We start from the raw sequence: 24,407 nt of genomic DNA on the forward strand, positions 1-24,407 counted from the left end.
GATCACGGCTGGCGGCCGTACAGACCGGCGCGCTCGGCGAAACGGCGCAGTTCCTGCAGCGCCTGCTCCATGTTGCCGGCGGCGGCACCCTGGCCGCGGCCGGTGTCGATGCGGGCGACGGCGACCGCGACGTCGTCGAGCGCGGTGAGCGCGGCCTCGTTGCCGGCGGCGATCTCGGCCAGCCGGCGCTCGGTCTCGTCGGCGATCGCCAGGCGGCGGCGCAGCGCCTCGCGCTCGGTGGGGTTGAGGCGCGCGGCCTCGCGCTCGAGCCGTTCGCGCACGAAGTCGGCGTCCAGGCCAGCGCTGCCGTGCACCAGCTCGACCATCGCCCCCAGCCCGGCGGTGGCCTCGCGGCCGACCTCGCCGACCAGGCCGCGGGCGCGCTCGTAGGTGACTTCGCGCACGTCGAACTTGTCGTCGAGCACGTCGAGCGCGCGGTGGTAGCGGGTGAACAGGCGGTCGGCCTGCACGGCAAGGTCGGGCCGACGCAGTTCGACCAACTCGCGCTTGACCTCCCACAGCTGCATGACCACGGTGTCGGCGCCGGTGGGGGCGAAGTCCGGGTCCAGGGTCAGGAGGTCACGCTCGCGGCGCGCGTTGGCGACGTCGTGGCGCTGGCGTTCGCGGGCGGCGGCGCGATCGCGTCCGGCGCGCGCGGCCCGCCAGCGCCGCCAGCGTCTTTCGATGAAGAGCTCCACCGGCACCGCGGCCAGCCCGGCCAGCCAGCCGCCGAGGCTGGCGCCGAAGCCGCCCCACAGCGAGGTGAGGAAGAGCAGCATCGCCACCGCGGGCATCGCCACCGCATAGCGCAGGATCACCTGCCAGCGCGAGGCCACCTCCTCGGGCACGACCAGCCGCGGGTCGTACAGCCCGGCCATGAACCAGGGCATGAACGACACCAGCAGTCCGAAAGCGAGCCCTTGCAGGAAGTCGAACATCGAGGCCTCAGCGTGCGTTGTCGGCGCGGGAAATAGGGGACAGTCCCCGATTCCCCGCGCCGCAGGTCCCCGTGGGAGCGGGCTTGCCCGCGAATGCAGCCGCGCCACAAGAGGCATCCGCCATTCGCGGGCAAGCCCGCTCCCACGGGGGCTGCTCAAGCAGGCGCTGCGTCAATCCCTTCACACCCGCAGTCCCATTCCCGCATGCCGCTTAGGTGGCGCCGAGCGCCGGGTTGAGCGTGTAGGTGCCGGTGAGCCGGGCCTCGGCGAGCACGTGGCCGGCGATCGCGGCCCGCACGTCCTGCCCGGTGAAGCGGCCTTCCACGGCGCAGCGCGGCACATCCAGCGCATACAGCGTGAACACGTAGTGGTGGATGATCTCGTCGTTCCACGGCGGGCAGGGGCCGTCGTAGCCGTGGTAGTCACCCTTCATCGCATCGTCGCCGGCGAACCAGGCGGTGTAGTCATTGACGCCGTGGCGGGCACCGAGCGCGGTCTCCGGGCCGGGCTTGCCGCCGGGGGTGACCTCGCCGGAGAAGTGGCCGGCGTCGATCGCGCGCAGCTCGGCGGGCAGGTCCACCACCACCCAGTGGAAGAAATCCACCCGCGGCAGGCTGGCCGGCACCGTGCGGCCTTCCTGGTTCACATCGTCGCCCCGGCTCGGCACGTCCGGGTCATGGCAGATGAGCGCGAAGGACTTCGTGCCGGCGGGCGCGTCGGACCACGCCAGCTGCGGGTTGCGGTTGGCGCCGAGGCAGACGTGGCCTTCGGCGGCCGGTATGCAGAAGGCGAATTCGCCCGGGATGCGGGCGCCGTCGGCGAAGCTCTGGCTGGTGAGTTTCAAGGCATTCTCCTCGCAAGTTGAAGTGAACACTGGGTCGTCGTGCTGCGGTGCTCGGTTGGCCACGGCCTGCGCGCGCTCAGGGCGTCTCGCACAGGCAGTGCAGATACAGGTGGCGCGGATCGTTCCAGCGCAACAGGTCGGCGGTGGAACGCTGCACCTCGCCCACCAGGCCGGCCAGCGGCCCCCTCGCCACACCGGTCCCGGCCAGATCGAGCCCGAAATCCTCGCCCGCACGCAGCAGCCGGCGCAGCAGGCGCTGCTCGAAGGACTCCACCGCCGCCGGCCATATCAGCTGGTAGTCGGTGAGCCCGGCGCGTGCTGCCGCGGCCGCGACCGCCTCCTGCAGGCCGCCGAGCTTGTCGACCAGGCCCAGCCCGCTGGCCGCCTCGCCTGTCCACACGCGACCGCGGGCCACGGCATCGACCTCGGCCGTGCTCATGTTGCGCGCCTTGGCGACGACCTCGAGGAAGCGCCGGTAGCCGTGTTCGATGCTGAGCTGCATGGCCTCGGCCGCGGCGGGATCGAGCGGGCGGCGCGGATCGAGCGCGCCGGCAAGCGGTGCCGTGGTCACGCCATCGACGCCGATGCCCAGCCGGCGCAGCGGTTCGGAGAACTCCGGGAACAGGCCGAAGATGCCGATCGAGCCGGTGAGCGTCGCCGGCGCGGCCCAGATCTCGTCGGCACCGGAGGCGATCCAGTATCCCCCCGAGGCCGCAACCGAGCTCATCGAGGCGACCACCGGCTTGCCTGCCTGCCGGGTGAGCTCGAGCTCGCGGCGGATCAGCTCGGAGGCCCAGGCGCTGCCGCCGGGGCTGTCGATGCGCAGCACCACCGCCTTGATGCTGTCGTTCTCGCGCGCCTCGCGGATCAGGCGTGCGAAGGTGTCGCCGGCGACCACGCCAGCGGGCTCCGCGCCATCGACGATGGTGCCCTGGGCGACGATCACCGCCACGCTGGCGGGCGCGGCGCTCTTCTGCGCCTCGACCACGGCAAGGTACTGCCCGACCTCGATGCGGCGCGGCTCCTCGCCCTCGGCGCTCTGGCCGACCGCCTCGAGCAGGCGCTGGCGCCATTCGTCGCGGGTGCTGAAGCGGTCCACCAGCCCGGCATCGAGCGCGGCCTTGGCCGCGTCTCCGCCCGCGCGGGCCAGCGCACCGGCAATGTCGTTCACATGGGCGTCGACCGCTTCCGGCGTGAGCTTGCGGCTTACGGCGATGTCGTCGCGCATGATCCGCCACAGGCCGTCGAGGAGATCGCGCGTGGATTCGCGGTCCTCGTCCGACATGTCGGTGCGGGTGAAGGGCTCGGAGAACGACTTGTACTCGCCGACGCGGAACACATGGACCTTGACCCCGAGCTTGTCGAGCGCGTCCTTGAAGTAGCTGCCGTAGCGCGCCAGGCCGCGCAGCAGCACGAAGCCGTCCGGCGACACATGCAGCTCGTCGGCGACCGAGGCGAGGTAGTACTGCGACTGGGTGAAGCGTTCGCCGCGTGCGAGCACGGGCTTGCCCGAGGCCTTGAAGTCGGCGATCGCGGCACGCAGCTCGGCGAGCTTGGACAGGCCGCCGCCGACCAGCTCATCGGTCTCGATCACCAGCGCGCTGATGCGCGCGTCGTCGCGCGCGCTGCGCACCGCTTCGACCAGGTCGGCCAGTCGCATCTGCCCCGCAGGCGCACCGCCCGCGCGCAGCAGGGCAAGCGGCGGCTCGAGCTCGGCCTGCTCGACGATCGTCCCCACCGGCCGCAGCACCAGCGCGGAGCCCTGCGGCACCTCGGGCTCGGGGTGGAAGAAGAACGCCACCAGCACGCCCAGCCCGAAGATCAGCAGCGCATAGAAGGCACCGCGCACGACCAGGTCGAGCAGGCGCACGAACATGCGCAGCACGTTGTAGATGAAGCGGAACAGGCCTCGTATCACGCCGCGGTTTCCTCGTCAGAAGAGCGTTTTCATGCGGGACGGCGGCGGAACACCAGGTCCCACACGCCATGACCCAGCTTCAGACCACGGTTTTCGAATTTCGTCAGCGGCCGATAGTCGGGACGCGGCGCGAAACCGTCGGCAGTGTTCTGCAGCGCCGGCTCGGCGGACAGGATTTCCAGCATCCAGTGCGCGTAGTCTTCCCAGTCGGTGGCGCAGTGAAGGTAGCCGCCGGGGGCGAGCTTCTGCGCCACCAGGGCGACGAAATCCGCCTGCACGATGCGCCGCTTGAAGTGGCGCTTCTTGCGCCACGGGTCGGGGAAGAACAGATGCACGCCGGCGAGCGCGCCGTCGGCGATCATGTCGCGCATGACCTCGACGGCGTCGTGCTGCATGATCCGCAGGTTGGTCAGATTGCCCTCGGCGATCAGCTTGCACAGCGCGCCGACGCCCGGCGTGTGCACCTCGATGCCGAGGAAGTCGTGGTCGGGCATCGCCGTGGCGATCTTCGCCGTGGTCTCGCCCATGCCGAAACCGATCTCGAGGATCTTCGGCGCCTTACGGCCGAAGGCGGCGTCGAGGTCGAGCGGCGCAACGCGGTAGTCGATGCCGATCTTCGGCAGCATGTCGTCGAGGTAGCGCTGCTGGGCCTCGGACATGCGGCCCTGGCGCAGCACGAAGCTGCGGATGCTGCGGCTGGAGAAGCGGTGTTCCGGGCTGTCGCGGCCGATGATCTCGACCTGCGCGTTCTGCGTCTCGCTCATGAACCGATCAGCCCCTGCGTCGGCGAGCTCGGGTCGGCCGAGTAGAACTTGCGCGGCATACGCCCGGCGAGGAAGGCCTCGCGCCCGGCCTCGACCGCCTTCTTCATCGCGCTCGCCATCAGCACCGGCCTGGCGGCGCCGGCGATCGCGGTGTTCATGAGCACCGCAGCGCAGCCGAGCTCCATGGCGATGGCGGCGTCGGAGGCCGTCCCGACGCCCGCATCGACCACCACCGGCACCTTGGCGTTGTCGATGATCAGGCGCAGATTCCACGGGTTGAGGATGCCCATGCCGGAGCCGATCAGCGAGGCCAGCGGCATGATCGCGCAGCAGCCGATGTCTTCGAGCATCTTCGCCTGGATGGGGTCGTCGGCGCAGTAGACCATGACGTCGAAGCCGTCCTTCACCAGCGTCTCGGCGGCCTTGAGCGTCTCGGGCATGTTGGGGAACAGGTTCTTCGGGTCGCCGAGCACCTCGAGCTTGACCAGCGCGTGCCCATCGAGCAGCTCGCGCGCCAGGCGCAGCGTGCGCACCGCGTCGTCGGCGGTGTAGCAGCCGGCGGTATTGGGCAGGATGGTGAATCTTTCCGGCGGCAGCACGTCGAGCAGGTTGGGTTCGCCCGGGTTCTGGCCGATGTTGGTGCGGCGGATGGCGACGGTGACGATCTCGGCGCCGCTGGCGTCGATGGCTTCGCGGGTCTCGGCGAAGTCCTTGTACTTGCCGGTGCCGACGAGCAGTCGGGAGTGATAGGCCTTGCCGGCGATGACCAGGGGGTCGTTCATGTTGGGGACCTGTGAGGGTTTGTCTGAAGAGTGAATATGGCCGGGCGCAGATCAATGGGAGACAGCGCGCTTTGGGAGCGACGCCCTGTGGGAGCGGGCTTGCCCGCGAACATCGCAGGCTGAGGCGCTGCATTCGCGGGCAAGCCCGCTCCCACAGAAACTGCTCCCACAGAAACCGCGCGCACGGGACCTGCCTCCAAGCAGAAGTATCAACCGCCTCCGACTGCGACGACGATTTCGAGCGTGTCGCCGTCGGCGAGTTTCACCTCGGCGTGGCGGGCCTTGGGCACGATCTCGCCGTTGCGTTCGACCGCCAGGCGCTTGCCGGCGAGGCCGCGCGCCTCGAGCAGCGCATGCACGGTGAGATCGGATGCCAGCGTCTCGGGCTGGCCATTGAGAATGACCTGGATCATGGCGTTCGGGGGTGTCGGGAAGCGAAAAATGGTATCACGCCGGCGGGTTTGACTTTTCGCCGGCCCGGCGCTAACTTCCAGCCACCTAGCGCCGATTTGATCAACAGCTTGCGGGCGCTCAACAAATACGGCTAAAGCGAGGGCACCCAGTCCGCGTTTGCAGCCGGCTGGGTTTTTTGTTTTGCACATGACGAAAATGATCGCACCCCAATCGGTCGGCGTGGTCGCGCCGCAGCGGGCCGAGTTCACCGAACCGCTGCCGTTGCGCAGTGGCGGCACGCTGGACGCCTACCACCTCGTCTTCGAAACCTACGGCACGCTCAACGCCGATCGCAGCAACGCAGTGCTGGTGTGCCACGCGCTGTCGGGCTCGCACCACGTCGCCGGCACCTACGCCGACGCCCCGCACAACGTCGGCTGGTGGGACAACCTGGTGGGCCCGGGCAAGCCGCTCGATACCCGCAGGTTCTTCGTCATCGGGGTGAACAACCTCGGCGGCTGCTACGGCTCCTCTGGCCCCAACCAGATCAACCCCGCCACCGGCAAGCTGTGGGGCGCCGACTTCCCCTTCGTCACCGTCGAGGACTGGGTCGAATCGCAGGCGCGCCTGGCCGACCGCCTCGGCATCCGGCGCTTCGCCGCGATCGTCGGCGGTTCGCTCGGCGGCATGCAGGCGATGTCGTGGGCGCTGCAGTATCCGGAGCGCGTCGGCCAGGTCGCGGTGATCGCCGCCGCACCCAAGCTCACCGCGCAGAACATCGCCTTCAACGAGGTCGCCCGCCAGGCCATCCTCACCGACCCCGAGTTCCACGGCGGCCACTACTACGAACACGGTGTGGTGCCGGCGCGCGGCCTCAAGCTGGCGCGCATGGTCGGCCACATCACCTACCTGTCCGACGACTCGATGGCGGAGAAATTCGGCCGCAGCCTGCGCCACGGCCGCAACACCTACAGCTACGACGTCGAGTTCGAGATCGAGTCCTACCTGCGCTACCAGGGCGACAAGTTCGCCGGCTACTTCGACGCCAACACCTACCTGCTGACCACCAAGGCGCTCGACTACTTCGACCCCGCCTTCGAGTACGGCGGCAACCTGCCGGCCGCGCTGGCGCGCGCCACGGCCGACTTCCTGGTGGTGTCCTTCACCACCGACTGGCGCTTCTCGCCCGAGCGCTCGCGCGAGATCGTCTACGCCCTGCTGCACAACCGCCGCAACGTCAGCTACGCGGAGATCGACTGCCCGGCTGGCCACGACTCCTTCCTGCTCGACGAGCCGCGCTACCACAAGCTGCTGTCGGCCTGGTTCGACCGCATCGAGGTATGAAATGACACAACCCCCACGCTCACTGCGTTCGCTGCCCCCCGAGGGGGCGTCAGTACGCTTGAGACGGCTCGGCGCATACTGATATGACCTCCTACCGCTACGACTATGAAGTGATCACCCAGTGGATCGAGCCCGGCGAGAAGGTGCTCGACCTCGGCTGCGGCGACGGCGCCCTGCTGCGCCACCTGATGGACGTGCGCCAGGTGCAGGGCTACGGCGTCGAGAACGACCCCGACAAGCTGCAGGCCAGCGTGGAGAACGGCATCAACGTGATCCAGATGGACCTGGAGAAGGGCCTGGTCGGCCTGGAGGACGGCTTCTTCGACCACGTCATCATGAGCCTGTCGCTGCAGGCCATGCACAACACCCAGGGCATCCTCGCCGAGATGCTGCGCGTGGGCCGCGAGGCCGTGGTGAGCTTCCCCAACTTCGGCTACTGGCGCCACCGCCAGAGCATCCTCAACGGCCGCATGCCGGTGTCGGAGAGCCTGCCGCACCAGTGGTACAACACGCCCAACGTGCGCTTCTTCACCATTGCCGACTTCGACGCGCTGTGCGAGATGAACGGCATCGCGGTGCGCGAGCGGCTTGCCTTCGACGAAGGCAAGCTGATGCTCGACGAGCCCAACTTCCTCGCCAGCGTGGCGGTGTACCGGCTCGGCCGCAACGGCTGAGGACGCGACCGGGCGCCGGGATCGACCGCGCCTCGGACCTGCGCCTATATTGTGAGAGGGGCGGACGCAGCGGGCGTTCGCCGGCTCGCGGAGGACGCGGCGATGGCCGCTGGCAACGAAGCGGTGCTGATCGCCACCGGCGCACTGCCCGGCCTGATCCTGGTCGCGGCGGTCCTGACCCTGCCGGTGTGCCTGGCCCTGCTCGCCCTTTACCGGCGCGCGGTGCTGCGCTCGATGGCGCGCACGGCCGCAGCATCCGGGCCGGGCGAAGGGCGGGCAGCCGAGCGCACGCCCCCTGCCCCACCTGCGCCCCTTCGTGGCGCGCCGATGCCCCAGCCCGCGCCGCTGCGCCTCGAGCGACTGTCACCGAGCGACATCGCCGCCGGTCCAGCCCCACTGCTTGGCACGATGGCGCGCTCGCTGCGCGCGGCGGTCCTGATCCAGGTGGCCGCCGGCCTCGCCTATGCCGTGGTGCTCAGCGGCGCGTGGATGCACTTCAGCTGGGCCGACGGCGGCTTCGTGCTCGCGCGCTTCCTGTGGCTGCTGTCCTGCTACGCCTGGCCCACCGCGCTCGCCGTGGGCTTGCTGGCGGCGACGACGACGCGTCAGCGCCTGGCGGTCGGCCTGGCCTACCTGGCGATGCTGTTCGCCTTCTCGGGCTGGGGCCTGGCGCGCAACCCGACCCTGTCCGCGCTCGAACTCGCGCAGTTCTGGGCGATCACCAACCTGCCCGCCACCCTGCTGCTGCTCGCCTTCCTGCATCGCCGCATCCGCGCGGTCGGGCCGCTGGTGCTTGCCTTCATGGTGGTGGCGGTCGCCGGCTCGCAACTGGCGGTCGGGCTGGCCGGACAGAGCGAGGCGACGCTGCGCCGGATCGTCGAACTCGGCAGCCTGCTCGGCCTTGGTGGGGCGCAGATCTTCTGGGGGCTGATGCTGGCCGGTGCGCTGCTCGCCGCGGTGATCGGCTGGCAGGCGCTGAAGTGGCTGGGCCGACGCCATGTCACCCGGCGCAGCAGCGACCAGATGCTGACGCTGGACGCCCTGTGGCTGCTGTTCGCCGTGGTGCAGACGCTGAGCTTCGCCTTCGAGGGTCTCGCCTGGCTCACGAGCGGAGCCATCGCTTTCGCGGCCTGGAAGCTGGTCACCACGGTGGGTTTCCGCCTCGCGGGGCTCGGCCGCGCGCAGGGTGCCGCGCCCAGCCTGCTGCTGCTGCGCGTGTTCGCCCTCGGGGCGCGCAGCGAACGCCTGTTCGACGGGCTCGGCAAGCGCTGGCTGCGCATCGGCAGCATCGACATGATCGCCGGCCCCGACCTCGTCACCACCGCGGTCGAGCCGCATGAATTCCTCGACTTCGTCGGCGGCCGGCTATCGCGTCAGTTCGTGCGCGACGAGCCCGACCTGGCGCGGCGATTCGCGGCGCGCGCGCTCGGACCCGACCCTGACGGACGCCATCGGGTGAACGAGTTCTTCTGCCACGACGACACCTGGCGTCCGACCATGCTGCGCCTGGCGCAGGCTGCCGACGTGGTGCTGATGGACTTGCGCGGGTTCGCGCCGCACAACCAGGGCTGCCGCTACGAGCTGCAGCAGCTGCTCGACCATGTCCCGCTCGAGCGCGTGCTGGTGCTGGTCGATGCCGATGCGCCCCGCGGCTTCATCGAGGAGACCGTCGCGTCGCTGTGGCAGGCAGCCCGGCCCGACTCGCCCAACCGCCATGCGTCGGAGCCGCGCCTGCGGCTGCTGGAAGACCAGGGCGAGGCGACGGTGGCACGGTTGACAGCGGCCCTCGCCGGCGCGCTCGGCCCGTCACGGCCGGTGCAGGGCTGAAGTCCTAGCCGACGACGAAAGACGCGACATCCACGCGCACGGCCGGGCGGTCGAGCGCGGCGGCGGTCATGAGCGCGAACTTCTTCGCCCATTCACCGCCCTGCTCGAAACGCCCCTCGCCGCCGTACTTGGCGACGTTGAGCACCATGTCGAGCACGAGCACCTTGCCCATCGGGTTGGAAGGCGTGCATTCGAGATCCTCGAACTCCTTGGCGAACCAGCTGCGCGCCTGATCCTTGGTGGTCGACACCACCTCGGCGTCGTGCAGAGAGAACTCATACTCGCGCTCACCGCCGAATACCACGGTCACGGTGTAGGACATGGAAAACTACCTCCTCGAATCGGGGATTTTGGCTTTGCCGGCATTGTTGGCGCAGAGACGGCCGGACGCAAGCAAAGTATCGAATTGTGTAAACCAGAGGGCCGCGGATGATCTGCGATAATGCGCGGCCCCGCAACGCCCCGCCTTCGATCGCCACGCCCGTCGCCCCACCCACCCCGCTGCCCGTCCGTTGTCCGCACCTTTGTCCCCCACCACTTCGTCCGCCCCGACCTCCGCCGCACGCGCCTGGCGCCTGTCGGCCATCCTGGTGCTCGGCTTCGCCTCGGGTCTGCCGCTGGCGCTGACCGGCCAGGCGATGCAGGCGTGGCTGACGGTCGACGGCGTGGATCTGGCGACCATCGGCTTCTTCGGCCTGGTGGGCGTGCCCTACACCTTCAAGTTCCTGTGGGCGCCGCTGATGGACCGCTTCGAGCCGCCCTGGCTGGGCCGCCGCCGCGGCTGGCTGGCGCTCACCCAGCTCGCACTGGCGGCGCTGCTGTGGTGGATGGCGAGCCTGTCGCCCACCGCGACGCCGGGCCTGTTCGCCGCCGCCGCGGTGGCGATCGCCTTCCTGTCGGCCTCGCAGGACGTGGTGGTCGACGCCTACCGCACCGACCTGCTGCCCGAAGAGGAGCGCGGCCTGGGCGCCTCGGTGCACGTCTTCGCCTACCGCCTGGCGATGATCCTGTCCGGCGGCATCGCGCTGATCTGGGCCGGGCAGTGGGCGTCTTGGCCGCGGGTCTACGAGACCATGGCGCTGATCATGGCGGGCTGCGGCGCGGTGTCGCTGCTGGCGCTGCCGCGGGTGTCGGCGGCGCTCAAGCCGCTCGCCTCCGACCCCAAGCGCGAACTGATCGGCTTTGCCGCGATGCTCGCCGGCGTCGCCGCCGGCTACTGGATCGCCCGCCAGGCGCTGATCCTGATCGGCCTCGATCCGAACGACGCCAACCGCTGGATCCAGCTCCTGTTCGTGATGGCCGAGATCGCGCTCGCATTGCCGCTGGCGTGGTGGGCGGCCAAGCGCGCCGGCTTCGAGACGCTCAACCGTTCGCTGTCGAGCTACTTCGCGCAGCAGGGCGCGGCCGCCTTCCTGGCGCTGATCATCCTCTACAAGCTCGGCGACGCCTTCGCCGGCAGCCTCACCACGCCCTTCCTGATCAAGGGCATGGGGTTTTCGCAGGAAGAGGTCGGCATCGCCAACAAGGTGATCGGCATCTGGCTCACCATCCTCGGCGCCTTCATCGGCGGGCTGATCATGACGCGGCTGGCGCTGTACCGCTCGCTGCTGCTGTTCGGCGTGCTGCAGCTGGTGTCGAACTTCGGCTTCTACCTGCTCGCCCAGCTCGGCAAGGGCGCCTGGGGCGCAGTGATGGTGCCGGCCTTCGACTGGGGCTTCGTCGCGCTCGATGCGCCGGCGGCGCTCGACCTGCTGCTGCTGACGGTGATCGCCGGCGAGAACATCAGCGGCGGCATGGGCACGGTGGCCTTCGTCGCGCTGTTGATGGGGCTGTGCAACCAGCACTTCACCGCCACCCACTACGCGCTGCTGTCGGCCTTCGCCGCGGTGGGGCGGATCTACGTCAGCCCGCTGTCGGGCGTGCTGTCGCAGAGCATCGGCTGGCCGGCCTTCTTCATCTTCTCGATCGTCGTCGCCGTGCCCGGCGTGGTGATGGTGTGGTGGCTGCGCGATGCGCTCGCGCGCCTCGGCCGACCGCAGACCGACGGCGCGGTGGACGACTGATGACGCGTATCGGCCCCAGCCCGCGTGGCGCGTTCGTCGCCGGCTGCCGCGCCGAGGCGCCGCGGGTCGCCGTGCCGGTGGCCTCGCGCACGCGCGACGTGCTCGCCAACATCGTCGCCGGCATGGCGGCGCTCCATCTCTTCAAGCTCGTGTTCTGACCGATGACCGCACAGACCCTGATCGACGCCGCCCGCGAACTGTCGGCCGCGGTGGACGCCCTGCCCTTCGGCGCCCCCGTCACCCACGTCTACAACCCGCTCGACTACGCCTGGGCGGTGCATCGGCGCTACCTGGAGACCTACGGGGCGGGGCGCAAGCGGGTGGTCTTCGTCGGCATGAACCCCGGCCCCTTCGGCATGGCGCAGATCGGCGTGCCCTTCGGCGAGATCGGCAGCGCGCGCGACTGGCTCGGCCTCGAGGGCCCGGTCGGCCAGCCCCGTGTCAGCAATCCGAAGCGGCCGGTGGAAGGCTTCGCCTGCGCGCGCTCGGAGGTCAGCGGCCAGCGCCTGTGGGGCCTGTTCCGCGCCCGCTTCGGCACGCCGGAGGCCTTCTTCGCCGGGCACTTCGTCGCCAACTACTGCCCGCTGGTGTTCTTCGAGGGCGGCCGCAACCTCACCCCGGACAAGCTGCCGATGGCCGAGCAGCGGCCGCTGCTGGCCGCCTGCGATGCGCATCTGCGCCGTGCGATCGAGACGCTCGAGCCGGAATGGGTGATCGGCATCGGCAACTGGGCGGAGAAGCGCGCCACCGAGGCGCTCGCCGGCCTGCCCGGGCTGAAGTTCGGCCGCATCCTGCACCCCAGCCCGGCCAGCCCCGCCGCCAACCGCGGCTGGGCCGAGGCGGCGACGCGGCAGCTGAACGAACTCGGCATCTGGCGGGACTGAGGCCGGCGCCTGCGGCAGTCGCGGGCTCAGTGCCCGAAGACGTCGGAGTCGAGCATGCCGGGATCGGGGCGGTCGAGCGCGCTGATCGCCGCCAGCTCTTCGGCGGTGAGCTCGAAGCCGAAGATGTCGAGGTTCTCCGCCAGGCGCCGCGGGCTGGAGGACTTCGGCACCGGCACGTAGCCGAGCTGGGTGTGCCAGCGCAGGACGATCTGCGCCGGGCTGCGGCCGTAGTGCCTGGCGACGTCGGCGATCACCGGGTCTGCCAGCATCGCGTTGGCGCGGCCAAGCGGGCTCCACGACTCGGTGACGATGCCGTGCGCCTCATGTACTTCGACGTGGTCGGTGCGAGCGTGCCACGGATCCAGGTGGATCTGGTTCACCTGCGGGCACAGGCCACGGTCGAACAGCTTCTGCAGGTGGGCGGGCTTGAAGTTCGAGGTGCCGATCGCACGCACCAGGCCGGCCTCCTGCAGCCTGATCAGGCCCTCGAAGGCATCGACGTAGCGGCCCTGATCCGGGTTCGGCCAATGCACCAGGAAGAGGTCGATGTAGTCGAGCCCGAGGCGCTCGAGGCTGGCCTCGCAGGCCTGGCGCACACCGTCGACGCTGTGCCACTTGCGGTTGAACTTGGTGGTGACGAAGACCTCGTCGCGGGCGATGCCGGCGCGCCGGATGCCTTCGCCGACACCGCGCTCGTTCTCGTAGTTCTCGGCGGTATCGATCAGGCGGTAGCCGATGTCCAGCGCCAGGGCGACGGTCTCGGCGGCTTCGGCGTCGTTCATCGGCCAGGTGCCAAGGCCGAGCTGGGGCATGTCGACGCCGTTGGAGAGGGTGAGCATGGGGGCGGGAGCGATTTTCATGGGAATCTCGAGAATCTGACTGGAGGCGACAGGATTCCACATCCGCGCGCCCGCGTCACGCACCGTCGCCGGCTCGCGTCCCCGCCGGCCGTGGCTTCCGGGGTCGCGGACATCTTGCTCACGCCGCCAGCGGGAGGCGCAACTCGGCGCGCAGGCCGCCGAGGGGGGAGGCGAGCAGTGCCACCCCGCCGCCATAGAGCTGCGCGAGCTCGCGCACGATCGACAGCCCGAGACCGCTCCCGGGCGTGCGCTCGTCGGCGCGCACCCCGCGCGCAAACACGGCCTCGCGCGCCTCGGCGCGCAGGCCCGGGCCGTCGTCGTCGATGCGGACGACGAGCTCGCTGCCGTGCACGTCGACCTGCACCCGCACCTGTCGCGCCGCCCACTTGCTGGCGTTGTCGATGAGATTGCCGAGCATCTCGTGCAGATCCTGCGCTTCGCCACGGAAGGCGAGCTGTGGGTCGCAGGCGGACAGCTCGAACTGCAGCGCACGCGCCGCATGGACCTTGCCCATGAGTCGGAGCAGCCCCTCGATCACCGGGCGCAGCGGCGTGCGCTGCCCCGGAACGCCCACCGCCGCCGCTGCGCGCGCGCGCGCGAGGTGGTGCTCGACCTGGGTGCGCGCCAGCCCGACCTGCTCGCGCACCAGGCGGGCGAGCGTCGCGGCAGCGGCGTCATCGGCGGCCTGTTCGGCTGCGTTGGCGAGCACCGCGAGCGGCGTCTTCACTGCGTGGGCGAGATTGCCGGCATGGGTGCGCGCCCGCTCCACCACCTCGGCATTGCGCACGAGCACCGCGTTGAACTCATCGACCAGCGGCTGGACCTCGGCGGGGAAACGCCCCTGGATGGCGCCGACGCGGCCGTCGCGCACCGCCGCCAGTCCATCGCGCAGGCGGGCGAGCGGGCGCAGGCCCACTCGAACCTGCACCAGGGCGGCGACCGCCAGCCCCCCGGCGAGCAGCCCGAGGGCGAGCACCAGCAGGCGGTTGAAGCGAGCCACCGGCTCGTCGATCAGCGCCGCATTCGCCGCGACGATCAGGCGCAGGCGCAGCTCCGGGCGCTCGGCGGGATGCAGCGCCTGCTCGACGAGCTGCAGGCGCGCACCGTCGGGCCCCTCCGCCTGGTGCACATGACGCTCGCCGTCGGCGGGCCGGTCGCCCGGCACCACCAGCACCCCGTCCCATAGCGAGCGCGAGCGCAGCGCGCCGCGGCGATCCGGGTCGATACCGTCGATCTGCCAGTAGAGCCCGGAGTAAGGGCGCGCGAAGCGCGGATCGCTGAGGGCGCCGCGCAGCGCCGGCCGGTCGTCGACATCGAGCGTGAGCTGGGCGGCGAGCTGCTCGAGATGGGTGCCGAGCTCGGCGTTGAACTGGCGCTCGACATGCTCGTTGAACAGTCGCCCCAGGCCCCAGCCGGCGACCACCACGGTCAGGGCCACCCATACCAGCGTGCCCGCGAGCAGGCGCAGGCGCAGCGAGCCCAGGCCCCCGCGTGCGGACGCCGGATTCACTGCGGGCATGTCATCCGGTAGCCCAGGCCACGCACGGTCTCGATGCAGCCGGGCGGCAGCTTCTTGCGCAGGCGGGCGACGAAGACCTCGATGGTGTTCGAGTCGCGGTCGAAATCCTGGGCGTAGATATGCTCGGTGAGCTCGCTGCGGGAAACGACCTCGCCGAGGTGGTGCATCAGGTAGGACAGCACGCGGAACTCGTGGCTGGTGAGGGCGAGCAGCTGGCCATCGACCGTGACCCGGCCACCCCGGGTATCGAGCACCAGCGGTCCGCAGGCGATCTCCGCCGTCGCCTGCCCCGCCGCGCGCCGGATGAGCGCGCGGATGCGGGCGAGGAGCTCTTCCATGTGGAAGGGCTTGGTCAGGTAGTCGTCCGCGCCGGCGTCGATGCCGGCGACCTTCTCGTGCCAGTCGCCGCGCGCGGTGAGGATCAGCACCGGCATCGCGCGCCCCTGCGCACGCCAGCGCTTGAGCACGGTGAGCCCGTCAACCCGTGGCAGACCGAGGTCGAGCACGACCGCGTCGTAGCTCTCGACCTCGCCGAGATAGCCGGCGTCGCGCCCGTCGGCGGCGGAATCGACGACATAGCCCGCGGTCTGCAGCGTGCTGGCGAGCTGGCGTGCAAGCGTGGGCTCGTCTTCGACGACGAGGACGCGCATCAGCGTCCCCCCTCGCGCGCACCGGCGGCGCGCACGTCACGGCCACGGATGCGCCTGAGCGCCCCGTCGCGCGCGTCGAGCTCGAGTTCGAGGACGTCGCCCCCCGTACGGATGAGCTTGATCTCGTACACCCAGGCGCCGTCCTCGCGCTCGAGCTCGACCTCGATGACCTCCCCCGGGTAATCCTGCTCGAGGTGCGCGAGCACCGCGCGCAGCGGCATCACCTCGCCTGCCTCGAGCGCCCGGCGGGCGCGCTCGTGGTCGGAGGAACCGTCTGCCCACGACGCTCCGCCCGACAGCGCGAACACGCCGACCGCGGCCAGCACCCAGACGACGGGGCGGGCACGGATCAGGGCGCGCATGGCGTTCGCGACCACCTACTGGTTGCGACCCGGGCCAAGGCCCTTGCCGGGACCGGGCCCCATTCCGGATCCTGGCCCCATGCCGCGTCCCATCCCCGGGCCTGGCCCCATGCCGCGTCCGGGACCCGCTGCGGGTCCCATGCCGCGCCCCATCCCAGCGCCGGCGGCGGGCGGAGCGTCGGGCAGGCTCAGCCCCTGCGCCTGCGCCCGCGCGCGCATCTGCTCGTGATGCTCGGCGCGGATCGCGGCCCGCGCCTCCTCGCTCTCCGCCGCCCACATGCGGGCACGGTAGACCGTGCGTTCCTGCTCGGTCATCAACTGGCTGCCGAAGATCGTCTCCGGTGCCGGCGCGGCCGCAATCGCGCTGCCTGACAGCAACAGCGCGGCAATCAGGCCGGAAAGACTCATCGCTCTCGTGCACATCATCCACTCCTGTAATGGTCGAAGATCGAACACGACCGCGGCCTCCGAAGCGCGCCCCGGTCCCTGATTCCCACTATAGGCGGCCAATCCTGAATGCGGCGTGAACGCGTCTCAGACCCGGGTCAGTTCGGCGGTGAGTCGCTTCAGATCGATCGTGCGTGCGCGCTCCGCGATCTCGGGCGCGTAGCGCGCCTGGAGGCCCTTGGCCTGCTCGAGCACGCCGCCGAAGCTCTGCCGCAGCGCGCCAGCGTCGAGGGTGCGGCCGCTGCCGTAGTACTGGCGCGCGACCTTGCCGATCGCGTAGGTGGTGGCGAACGAAAAGGCCGAGCCGGTGGCCTGGCTGCCGATCGCCCGACCGGCGCCGCCCAGCACCTTGCCGAGCAGGCCGCCGATGAGCTTGCGGCCGAACTGCTCGACGTACTGTCCGGTCATGCCGACCCCGGTGGTGGCGAGGAAATCCTTGATGTGGCCGCGGTCGAGCTCGTAGCCGTGGGCCTTGCCGATGCGATACACCAGCCGCACCTGCAGCGGGATGATCGCCATCGAGGCCATCGACTGCGGCAGCAGCTCGAGCGCGCCATTGAGGATGGCGGCGTTGAGGATCATGCGGTCGAGCTCGGCGGCATCGGGTGCCGGGGCGGTCGCCCTGCCGACAGGCGCGGCCGGCACGGCGGCATCGCTGGCGTCGAAACCGGGAAGCGCCGCCAGCTCGCCCGCCGCGGGCGCCTCGGCAACCGCTTCGGCCTCGTGGATGAAGCGCTCGGCCGCACCCGATTCCAGCCCCAGCAGTCCCGACAGGCGCTGCAGGAAGGCGGTCTCGCCGGCGTCGTGGCTGCCGTCGGCCTCGCAGACGCCGACTGCGAGCTCGAAGGCGAGCTGGCGCAGGCCAGCCTCGTCGAGCGCCGCCACCGCAGCCTCGAGGCTCAGCCTGCCGAGCAACACATCCTGGTAGAGCGTGATGAAGTCGATCTCGAGGTCGCGACCGAGCGACTCGGCCACCTTGCGCACATGCTCGCGCTCGTCGGCGTCCTGGCGGCCATCGGCAAAGGCGGCCATGAGGCAGATGGCGACGAGGGAACGGGCTTGTCCGATATTCATTGCACTGCTCCTGCTGGATGCGTGAGGGGATGGTCGGCGGCTGCAGCCACCGGCCCGGGCACGACGGTATGCACGGGATCATGAACGGGAACTGAACGTCGCCAGCCGGAAAGGTTCAGCCTGCGACGCGACGCCTATCGTGATGCGAGACGGCCATGGACTGGCAGCAGGTCGCGGCGACCTCCATAATCTCGCACCCCTCCGCCGCCCGCACTGCCGGAACTGCAAGAACCCATGCCGCACTCCATCGAACACCTCTTCGCCAACAACCGCAACTGGTCCGAACGCATGCACGCCGAGGATCCCGACTTCTTCAGCCGGCTCGTCAAGCAGCAATCCCCGGAATACCTGTGGATCGGCTGCTCCGACAGCCGCGTGCCCGCCAACCAGGTGGTCGGCCTGGCGCCGGGCGAGGTCTTCGTCCATCGAAACATCGCCAACGTGGTGGTGCACACCGACCTCAACGCGCTCTCGGTGATCCATTACGCGGTGGAGATGCTGCGCGTCAAGCACATCCTGGTCGTGGGCCATTACGGCTGCGGAGGCGTCAAGGCGGCGATGAACGACAACAAGACCGGCCTCACCGATAACTGGTTGCGTCACATCCAGGACGTGCGCGACCGCCACTTCGACCGCCTGGGGCGCATCGAAGACCCCGTCGCCCGTGCCAACCGGCTGTGCGAGCTCAACGCGATGCATCAGGTGGTCAACGTGTGCCAGACCTCGGTGCTGCGCGAGGCCTGGCAGCGCGGCCAGAGCGTGACCGTGCACGGCTGGTGCTACAGCCTCGAGGACGGTCTGGTACGCGACCTCGGCGTCAGCGCCGGCAGCCGCGAGGAAGCGATGGCACGCTACCGCAACGCCGTCGAGCGCGCCGACTGACGCCCGGGCGCGACACGCAGATGAGCACGCGCATCGGCATCGACCTCGGCGGCACCAAGATCGAGCTCGTCGTTCTCGGCGCGGACGGCCACGTGCGCTGGCGCCAGCGCGTGCCCACGCCCCAGGGCGACTACGCCGCCACCCTGCGCACCGTGGTCGGGCTAGTGGCGCACGCCGAAGCGCAGACGGGCGCCACCGCCACGGTCGGCATCGGCACACCGGGCTCGCCCGCGCGGCGTGACGGCCGCATGCGCAACGCCAACTCGGTGTGCCTCAACGGCCAGCCGCTGCAACGCGATCTCGAGGCCGCACTCGGCCGCCCGGTGCGGCTCGCCAACGACGCCAACTGCCTGGCGGTGTCCGAGGCCGCCGACGGCGCAGGCGCCGGCGCGGAGACGGTGTTCGCGGCCATCCTCGGCACCGGGGTGGGCGGCGGCATCGTCGTGGGGGGCCGCCTGCTCGTGGGCGCAAACGCCGTGGCCGGCGAGTGGGGACACAATCCGCTGCCCCTGCCCACGGCAGCGGACCTGCCCCTGCCGGCCTGCTACTGCGGACGCGCGGGCTGCATCGAGGCCTACCTGTCCGGGCCTGGCCTGGCGGCCGATCACCTGCGTCACACCGGTCACGCCCTCGATGCCCCGTCGATCGTCGCCCGCTCAGCAGCCGGCGACAACGCCTGCGCGGACAGCCTGGCGCGCTACGAAGCGCGGCTGGCGCGCGCCCTCGCCGGGGTGATCAACCTGCTCGACCCCGACGTGATCGTGCTCGGCGGCGGGCTGTCGCGGATCGAGCGCCTGTACGCGAACGTGCCGCGGCTGTGGCTGCCTCACGTGTTCTCGGACGCGGTGTGCACCCGCCTCGTGCCGGCGGCCCATGGCGACGCCTCGGGCGTGCGCGGCGCGGCATGGCTGTGGCCGCCGGGGTCCTGAACGCGGGACGCGATCGAATCCGGCGCCGGGCTCAGACCTCGAGCGGGTCGACATCGAGCTGCCAGCGCAGCTCGCGCGCGGTGCGCTGCCGATACAGCACGGCCACCCAGTCGGCGAGGAAGGCCTGCAAGGGCGCGCGCTGGTCGGCCTCGACCAGGAGCTGGGCGCGCTCGCGGCGCGCCAGCCGGGTCATGCGCATCGGCACCGGGTCGAAGATGCGGACCGCGGCGGGCGCGAGCGTCTCGGCGAGCCGGCGCGCATGGCGCAGGAAGCTCACCGCGTCGTCGAGCGCAGGCGCGTCGGCGCGCAGCATCGCCTGATGGGTGAAGGGCGGGAAGCCCGCCGCCCGCCGCTCCTGCAGCGCCATGCGCGCGAAGGCGTCGAAGTCGTGGCGCGCCAGATGCTGATAGAGCGGATGCATCGGGTATTCGGTCTGGATCAGCACCTCGCCGGGCAGCGTGCCGCGTCCGGCGCGGCCGCCGACCTGCATGAGCTGCTGGAACAGGCGCTCCGGGGCGCGGAAATCGGCGGCATGGAGCGAGGCGTCGGCACCGATCACGCCGACCAGGGTGAGCTTGGGGAAGTCATGGCCCTTGGCCATCATCTGCGTGCCGACCAGGATGTCGGCCTCGCCGGCGGCGATCGTCTCGAGAAGCTTCTCCCACTGGCTGCGCGTGCGCGCAGCGTCGCGATCCACGCGCAGCACGCGCGCCTGCGGGAACAGCTCGGTCAGGCGCGCCTCGATGCGCTGGGTGCCACGGCCGAAGGGCTGGATGTCCTGGTTGCCGCAGCTCGGGCAGGCGTGCGGGATCGGCCCGTCGCAACCGCAGTGGTGGCAGCGCAGGCGACGGTCGGCGAGATGGACGACGAGGTTGGCCGAACAGTGCGGGCAGCGGCTGACCCAGCCGCATGAAGGACAGGACAGCACCGGCGCGTAGCCGCGGCGGTTGAGGAACACCAGGCTCTGCTCGCCACGCTCGAGGCGCTGCGCGATCGCCGCCTGCAGCGCCGGACTGAGCCCCTCGTCGAGCTTGATCCGCCGCGTGTCGATGCAGCGCACGCCGGGCAGCGTCGCCGCCACCGCACGCTGGGCCAGCGTCTGCAGCGCATAGCGGCCATTGCGCGCGTGGTGCCAGGTCTCGAGCGCGGGCGTGGCCGAGCCGAGCACCACCGGGACCGCGCGCTGGCGTGCGCGCCACACGGCGAGGTCGCGGGCGGAATAGCGCACGCCCTCCTGCTGCTTGTAGGAGGCGTCATGCTCCTCGTCCACCAGGATCAACCCCAGCCGCGGCAGCGGCGCGAATACCGCCAGCCGGGTACCGAGCACGATGTCGGCGCGCCCGCTCAGGGCCTGGACGAAACCGCGCGAGCGGGCGCCATCGGCAAGCGCGGAATGCAGGCTCACCACGTTGGCTGCGGCGAAGCGGCCGGCGACGCGCTGCTCGAGCTGGGGCGTGAGCGCGATCTCGGGGACCAGCATCAGCACCTGTCGCCCCTGCGTCAGCATGTGCGCTGCCAGACGCAGATAGACCTCGGTCTTGCCGCTGCCGGTGACCCCGTGCAACAGCCAGGCGTTGAAGCCCTGCCCGCCACCGAGTACGGCCTCGACCGCCACTGCCTGCTCGGTGGTGAGCGTGGGCAGAACGCCGGTGGCGTGGCGGTCACCGGCCTGGGCCGCCACCGCGAGCCAGCCGCGCCTGAGCAGATCGCCCACGGCCTCGCCAGCCTCGAGCGCACGGATCACGCTGCGCCGCCAGGGCCCGCCGCCACCGGCGAGCGCCTGCAGCAAGGCAAGCGACCTGCTGGCGCGCCGCGCAGCGGCAAGCGCGGCGTGGCCGGCGGGCGCGATCTCGAGCACCGGGTCCTCGTCCTCGTCGCTGACGCCGTCGGCGCGGCGCAGGCCGGGCGGGAGCGCCAGCGCGACCACCTCGCCGAGCGGGGCGTGGTAGTAGCGCGCGACGAAGCCGACCAGCTCGAGCCAGTCCGCCGGCAGTGCCGGAACCGCACGCTGGATGTGATGCACCGCCTTGAGCCGCCCCTGCTCGACCTCGGCCTCGTCGCCGAGGGCGACGATCAACCCGGTGCGTTCACCGCGTCCGAAAGGCACCTTCACGCACCGGCCGACGTCCGCCGGCGAGGCATCTGCCGCAACGTAATCAAAGACTTGCGGCAGGGGGATCGGCAGGGCGACGCGGACGATGGCCATGGTGCAACGGGGAGTATTCGGAATCGGCTTTCGCTTCAGTCGCTTACGCGGATTTCGTGAGGCTGGATGGAGATAAGCGCATCAAGTCTCTGGCCGGAAATGGGGCTTTTCCATTGTCCACAAAACCTGTGGATAAGTTTGTGGGAAAGCTGGGTGAATCGGCCGCAAACCTGCGTCGGATAAGGCTTTTCGTCACATTGCCTTAACATTGCGCTATTTTTTATTCTTTTATTTTCAATGACTTATAAAATCAAACGCATATGGCCGGGATTCTTGCCGCACATCTGGCCTGGAACCGCTGCGTGTGCATAAGTCAAGCCCGGAAAGCACGATTTTGTGCTTGACAGACGGCTGCGCGGCCGGGCCCCGGCTGCCGTCCGTCGTCCGCTCACCCGCGTGCGCGAATCTCGCGGCTGTAGGCGTGCACGGTGTCGACCAGCACGCTGACGTTCTCGGGCGGGGTGTATTGCGAGATGCCGTGGCCGAGGTTGAAGACGTGGCCGGGATGCTTGCCGAAGGCATCGAGCACGCGCCGGGTCTCGGCGGCCACTGCTTCGGGCGGCGCGAACAGCACGTTGGGGTCGAGGTTGCCCTGCAGCGCCACCTTGTCGCCCACGAGCGCGCGGGCACGGCCGATGTCCATGGTCCAGTCGAGTCCCACCGCATCGCTGCCGATGGCGGCGATCGACTCCAGCCACAGCCCGCCGCCCTTGGTGAACACGATGCTGGGCACGCGCTCGCCGTCGCGTTCGCGGATCAGGCCGGACACGACCTGCTCGAGGTAGCGCAGGGAGAACTCCTTGTAGGCCGCCTCGGACAGCACCCCGCCCCAGGAGTCGAACACCATGACCGCCTGCGCGCCGGCCTCGATCTGGGCGTTGAGGTACTTCACCACGGCCTGCGCGGTGACCTCGAGGATGTGGTGCATCAGGTCGGGGCGGCTGTAGGCGAGGCTCTTGACCTTGCGGTAGTCGGAGGACGATCCGCCCTCGACCATGTAGCAGGCCAGCGTCCACGGGCTGCCGGAGAAGCCGATCAGCGGCACGCTGCCGTCGAGCGCGCGGCGGATCTCGCTCACCGCGTCCATCACGTACTGCAGCTCGGCGTGGGGATCGGGGGCGGAGAGGTTGCGGATCTCCCACTCGTCCTTCAGCGGGCGCTCGAAGCGCGGACCCTCGCCCTCGGCGAAATACAGGCCGAGCCCCATCGCGTCGGGCACGGTGAGGATGTCGGAGAACAGGATCGCGGCGTCGAGGTCGTAGCGTGCCAGCGGCTGCAGGGTGACCTCGCAGGCCATCGCCGGGCTCTTGCACAGGTTGAGGAAGTTGCCGGCGCGGCGGCGCGTCTCGCAGTATTCCGGCAGGTAGCGCCCGGCCTGGCGCATGAGCCAGACGGGGGTGTATTCGGTGGGCTGGCGCAGCAGCGCGCGCAGGAAGGTGTCGTTCTTAAGGCGGCTCACGTCGAGTCCTCTAGTGCGTGCAATCGGTACGGGCTTCGTGCTCAGGGCGGGATTATCGCCTGTCCCGCGCCGCTCTGGGGTTGTCCCCGGTCAAGCGCGCGCGCCCGACCGCGACCGCAGGGCCCTCATCGCCGCCAGAAGGTCGGCGTGAGCACGACCAGGAAGGTGAAGATCTCGAGCCGGCCGAGGATCATCGCGAAGCACAGCACCCACTTCTGGAAGACCTCGAGCGCCTGATAGTTCGATGCCGGCCCGACCATGTCGAGCCCGGGGCCGGTGTTGTTGAGGCAGGCCACGACCGCGGAGAACGCGGTGATCAGCTCGAGACCGGTGGCCGACAGCACGAGCGTCAGGCTGACGATCGACACCATGTACATGAAGCTGAAGCCGAGCACGGCATGCAGGATGTTCTCCGGCACCGGGTTGCGCCCCATGCGCACCGGCCGCACGGCATTCGGGTGCAGCGAGCGCACGATCTCGCGCAGCACCTGCTTGTACAGGATCATCGCCCGCATCATCTTGATTCCGCCGCCCGTGGAGCCGGAGCAGGCGATGAAGCTGCCGAGGAAGAGGATCCAGATCTGCGCGAACATCGGCCACAGCGTGTAGTCGTGGGTCGCGAGGCCAAGCGAGGTCGAAATCGAGATGACATGGAAGGCGACGTAGCGCAAGGCTTCGCCGACCTCGGTGAAGCTGCCCTTGGCGAGCAGGTAGATGGTGAGCATCACGGTGCTGGCCGCGAGCACGCCGAAATAGAACGGAATCTCGGGATCACGCGCGTAGGGGCGGGTCGAGCGCCTCATCAGCGCGAGGTAGTGGGTGGCGTAGTTGAGGCCGGCGAGCAGCGCGAACACCATCGTCACCAGCTCGACGTTGAGGTTGGCGAAGTGGCCGAGCGAGGCGTCCTTGTTCGAGAACCCGCCGAGTCCGGCGATGCTGAAGGCGTGGATGACGGCGTCCCAGCCCTCCAGCCCGGCCCACCACAGGCACAGGCCGCAGGCCACGGTGAGCAGGACGTAGGTGAGCCACAGGCCCTTTGCGGTCTCGGCGATGCGCGGCGTCAGGCTCGCGTCCTTCATCGGCGTGGGCACCTCGGCCTTGTACAGCTGGCGGCCACCGATGCCGAGCAGCGGCAGGATCGCCACCACCAGCACGATCACCCCCATGCCACCCACCCAGTGCATGAAGGTGCGCCACAGGTTGATCGACACCGGCAGATCGTCGAGCCCGGTGAGCACCGTCGCACCGGTCGCGGTCAGCCCGGACACCGCCTCGAAGTAGGCGTCGGTGAAGCGCAGCTCCGGGATGTACGCGAGCAGAGGCAGCGCGCCGAAAAGCGGCAGCACGACCCAGGTCGACGCCACCAGCAGGAAACCGTCATGCACGCGCAGGTCACGCCGGCGCGAGCGCGTCGCCCCCCACAGCAGCAGGCCGCCGACGAAGGTCACGAACAAGGCCTGATCATAGGCCAGGGTGGCGCCATCGCCAACCCAGGCCGAGACCACGAGCGGAAAGCCCATGAGCAGGCCGAAGATCATGATGATCAGGCCGAGCGCATTGAGCGCGGGGTAGTAGGGACTCAGCGAGC

24 protein-coding genes are annotated in these 24,407 nt (G+C 70.1%); 8 read left to right on the forward strand and 16 right to left on the reverse strand.

Annotated elements, in window-relative coordinates:
* Positions 1-2 precede the first annotated feature (2 nt).
* The 6 genes from AAG895_RS18780 to thiS all read right to left on the reverse strand — a co-directional run bounded on the left by AAG895_RS18780 (position 3) and on the right by thiS (position 5,659).
* The gene (locus tag AAG895_RS18780) at positions 3-938 is read right to left on the reverse strand and encodes a cobyrinic acid a,c-diamide synthase (RefSeq protein ID WP_345793485.1); all 936 of its coding nucleotides are present in this window, start codon (positions 936-938) and stop codon (positions 3-5) included.
* Positions 939-1,149: 211 nt separating this feature from the next.
* Complete coding sequence (locus AAG895_RS18785) at positions 1,150-1,782, reverse strand: YbhB/YbcL family Raf kinase inhibitor-like protein (RefSeq protein ID WP_345793486.1); 633 nt, start codon at positions 1,780-1,782, stop codon at positions 1,150-1,152.
* A 76-nt stretch (positions 1,783-1,858) separates the two neighbouring features.
* Positions 1,859-3,700, reverse strand: coding sequence for a signal peptide peptidase SppA (gene sppA / locus AAG895_RS18790; RefSeq protein ID WP_345793487.1), 1,842 nt, complete (start codon positions 3,698-3,700; stop codon positions 1,859-1,861).
* A 29-nt stretch (positions 3,701-3,729) separates the two neighbouring features.
* On the reverse strand, positions 3,730-4,464 hold the full coding sequence (gene trmB / locus AAG895_RS18795; protein WP_345793488.1) for a tRNA (guanosine(46)-N7)-methyltransferase TrmB: 735 nt from the start codon (positions 4,462-4,464) through the stop codon (positions 3,730-3,732).
* The gene (locus tag AAG895_RS18800; protein ID WP_345793489.1) at positions 4,461-5,246 is read right to left on the reverse strand and encodes a thiazole synthase; all 786 of its coding nucleotides are present in this window, start codon (positions 5,244-5,246) and stop codon (positions 4,461-4,463) included. The genes trmB and AAG895_RS18800 overlap by 4 nt, the downstream gene beginning before the upstream one ends.
* 209 nt (positions 5,247-5,455) lie before the next feature.
* Positions 5,456-5,659, reverse strand: coding sequence for a sulfur carrier protein ThiS (gene thiS, locus AAG895_RS18805; RefSeq protein WP_345793490.1), 204 nt, complete (start codon positions 5,657-5,659; stop codon positions 5,456-5,458).
* A 196-nt stretch (positions 5,660-5,855) separates the two neighbouring features.
* Between thiS and AAG895_RS18810 the strand changes: the two genes are divergently transcribed.
* The 3 genes from AAG895_RS18810 (at position 5,856) to AAG895_RS18820 (ending at position 9,484) form a co-directional block, all read left to right on the forward strand.
* Positions 5,856-6,983, forward strand: a complete 1,128-nt coding sequence (locus AAG895_RS18810) for a homoserine O-acetyltransferase (protein WP_345793491.1) — start codon at positions 5,856-5,858, stop codon at positions 6,981-6,983.
* A gap of 83 nt (positions 6,984-7,066) precedes the next feature.
* Positions 7,067-7,657 (forward strand): methionine biosynthesis protein MetW, encoded by a 591-nt coding sequence (gene metW, locus AAG895_RS18815; protein WP_345793492.1) that lies wholly within the window; start codon positions 7,067-7,069, stop codon positions 7,655-7,657.
* Positions 7,658-7,759: 102 nt separating this feature from the next.
* Positions 7,760-9,484: a hypothetical protein gene (locus AAG895_RS18820; protein WP_345793493.1), complete on the forward strand. Its 1,725-nt coding sequence runs from the start codon at positions 7,760-7,762 to the stop codon at positions 9,482-9,484.
* 4 nt (positions 9,485-9,488) lie between these two features.
* On the opposite strand, the gene AAG895_RS18825 is transcribed toward AAG895_RS18820, so the two are convergent.
* Positions 9,489-9,806, reverse strand: a complete 318-nt coding sequence (locus AAG895_RS18825) for a hypothetical protein (protein ID WP_345793494.1) — start codon at positions 9,804-9,806, stop codon at positions 9,489-9,491.
* A gap of 202 nt (positions 9,807-10,008) precedes the next feature.
* Here AAG895_RS18825 and AAG895_RS18830 point away from each other — a divergent pair, with 202 nt between their 5' ends.
* Genes AAG895_RS18830 through AAG895_RS18840 form a run of 3 tightly spaced genes read left to right on the forward strand, consistent with a single transcriptional unit; the run spans position 10,009 to position 12,431 of the window.
* Positions 10,009-11,547 carry an MFS transporter gene (locus tag AAG895_RS18830; RefSeq protein WP_345793495.1) on the forward strand — a complete coding sequence of 513 codons (1,539 nt, stop codon included), beginning with the start codon at positions 10,009-10,011 and terminating at the stop codon, positions 11,545-11,547.
* Positions 11,547-11,705 carry a hypothetical protein gene (locus AAG895_RS18835; protein ID WP_345793496.1) on the forward strand — a complete coding sequence of 53 codons (159 nt, stop codon included), beginning with the start codon at positions 11,547-11,549 and terminating at the stop codon, positions 11,703-11,705. The genes AAG895_RS18830 and AAG895_RS18835 overlap by 1 nt, the downstream gene beginning before the upstream one ends.
* A 3-nt stretch (positions 11,706-11,708) precedes the next feature.
* Entirely contained in the window at positions 11,709-12,431 is a 723-nt protein-coding gene (locus AAG895_RS18840) for a uracil-DNA glycosylase family protein (RefSeq protein ID WP_345793497.1), read from the forward strand.
* A 26-nt stretch (positions 12,432-12,457) separates the two neighbouring features.
* On the opposite strand, the gene AAG895_RS18845 is transcribed toward AAG895_RS18840, so the two are convergent.
* The 6 genes from AAG895_RS18845 to AAG895_RS18870 all read right to left on the reverse strand — a co-directional run bounded on the left by AAG895_RS18845 (position 12,458) and on the right by AAG895_RS18870 (position 17,343).
* Entirely contained in the window at positions 12,458-13,291 is an 834-nt protein-coding gene (locus AAG895_RS18845) for an aldo/keto reductase (protein WP_345793498.1), read from the reverse strand.
* A 118-nt stretch (positions 13,292-13,409) separates the two neighbouring features.
* Complete coding sequence (locus AAG895_RS18850) at positions 13,410-14,810, reverse strand: sensor histidine kinase (protein ID WP_345793499.1); 1,401 nt, start codon at positions 14,808-14,810, stop codon at positions 13,410-13,412.
* The gene (locus AAG895_RS18855) at positions 14,798-15,460 is read right to left on the reverse strand and encodes a response regulator transcription factor (protein ID WP_345793500.1); all 663 of its coding nucleotides are present in this window, start codon (positions 15,458-15,460) and stop codon (positions 14,798-14,800) included. Before AAG895_RS18855 ends, AAG895_RS18850 begins: the two co-directional genes overlap by 13 nt.
* A complete protein-coding gene (locus AAG895_RS18860; protein ID WP_345793501.1) occupies positions 15,460-15,822 on the reverse strand; it encodes a PepSY domain-containing protein in 363 nt (120 codons plus the stop codon). Before AAG895_RS18860 ends, AAG895_RS18855 begins: the two co-directional genes overlap by 1 nt.
* Positions 15,823-15,837: 15 nt before the next feature.
* Positions 15,838-16,230, reverse strand: a complete 393-nt coding sequence (locus AAG895_RS18865; RefSeq protein ID WP_345793502.1) for a hypothetical protein — start codon at positions 16,228-16,230, stop codon at positions 15,838-15,840.
* Between the two features lie 126 nt (positions 16,231-16,356).
* On the reverse strand, positions 16,357-17,343 hold the full coding sequence (locus AAG895_RS18870; RefSeq protein ID WP_345793503.1) for a TerB family tellurite resistance protein: 987 nt from the start codon (positions 17,341-17,343) through the stop codon (positions 16,357-16,359).
* 234 nt (positions 17,344-17,577) lie between these two features.
* Between AAG895_RS18870 and can the strand changes: the two genes are divergently transcribed.
* Both can and AAG895_RS18880 read left to right on the forward strand, forming a co-directional pair.
* Positions 17,578-18,225, forward strand: a complete 648-nt coding sequence (gene can / locus AAG895_RS18875) for a carbonate dehydratase (protein ID WP_345793504.1) — start codon at positions 17,578-17,580, stop codon at positions 18,223-18,225.
* 20 nt (positions 18,226-18,245) lie between these two features.
* Positions 18,246-19,154 carry an ROK family protein gene (locus AAG895_RS18880; protein ID WP_345793505.1) on the forward strand — a complete coding sequence of 303 codons (909 nt, stop codon included), beginning with the start codon at positions 18,246-18,248 and terminating at the stop codon, positions 19,152-19,154.
* 31 nt (positions 19,155-19,185) lie between these two features.
* On the opposite strand, the gene AAG895_RS18885 is transcribed toward AAG895_RS18880, so the two are convergent.
* The 3 genes from AAG895_RS18885 to AAG895_RS18895 all read right to left on the reverse strand — a co-directional run bounded on the left by AAG895_RS18885 (position 19,186) and on the right by AAG895_RS18895 (position 24,402).
* The gene (locus AAG895_RS18885; RefSeq protein WP_345793506.1) at positions 19,186-21,360 is read right to left on the reverse strand and encodes a primosomal protein N'; all 2,175 of its coding nucleotides are present in this window, start codon (positions 21,358-21,360) and stop codon (positions 19,186-19,188) included.
* A 388-nt stretch (positions 21,361-21,748) separates the two neighbouring features.
* Positions 21,749-22,819 carry a uroporphyrinogen decarboxylase gene (gene hemE, locus AAG895_RS18890; protein WP_345793507.1) on the reverse strand — a complete coding sequence of 357 codons (1,071 nt, stop codon included), beginning with the start codon at positions 22,817-22,819 and terminating at the stop codon, positions 21,749-21,751.
* 125 nt (positions 22,820-22,944) lie between these two features.
* Positions 22,945-24,402: a potassium transporter TrkG gene (locus tag AAG895_RS18895; protein WP_345795341.1), complete on the reverse strand. Its 1,458-nt coding sequence runs from the start codon at positions 24,400-24,402 to the stop codon at positions 22,945-22,947.
* Positions 24,403-24,407: the final 5 nt, after the last annotated feature.

Origin of the sequence: Thauera sp. JM12B12, from assembly GCF_039614725.1 — a bacterium.
Classification (GTDB): domain Bacteria; phylum Pseudomonadota; class Gammaproteobacteria; order Burkholderiales; family Rhodocyclaceae; genus Thauera.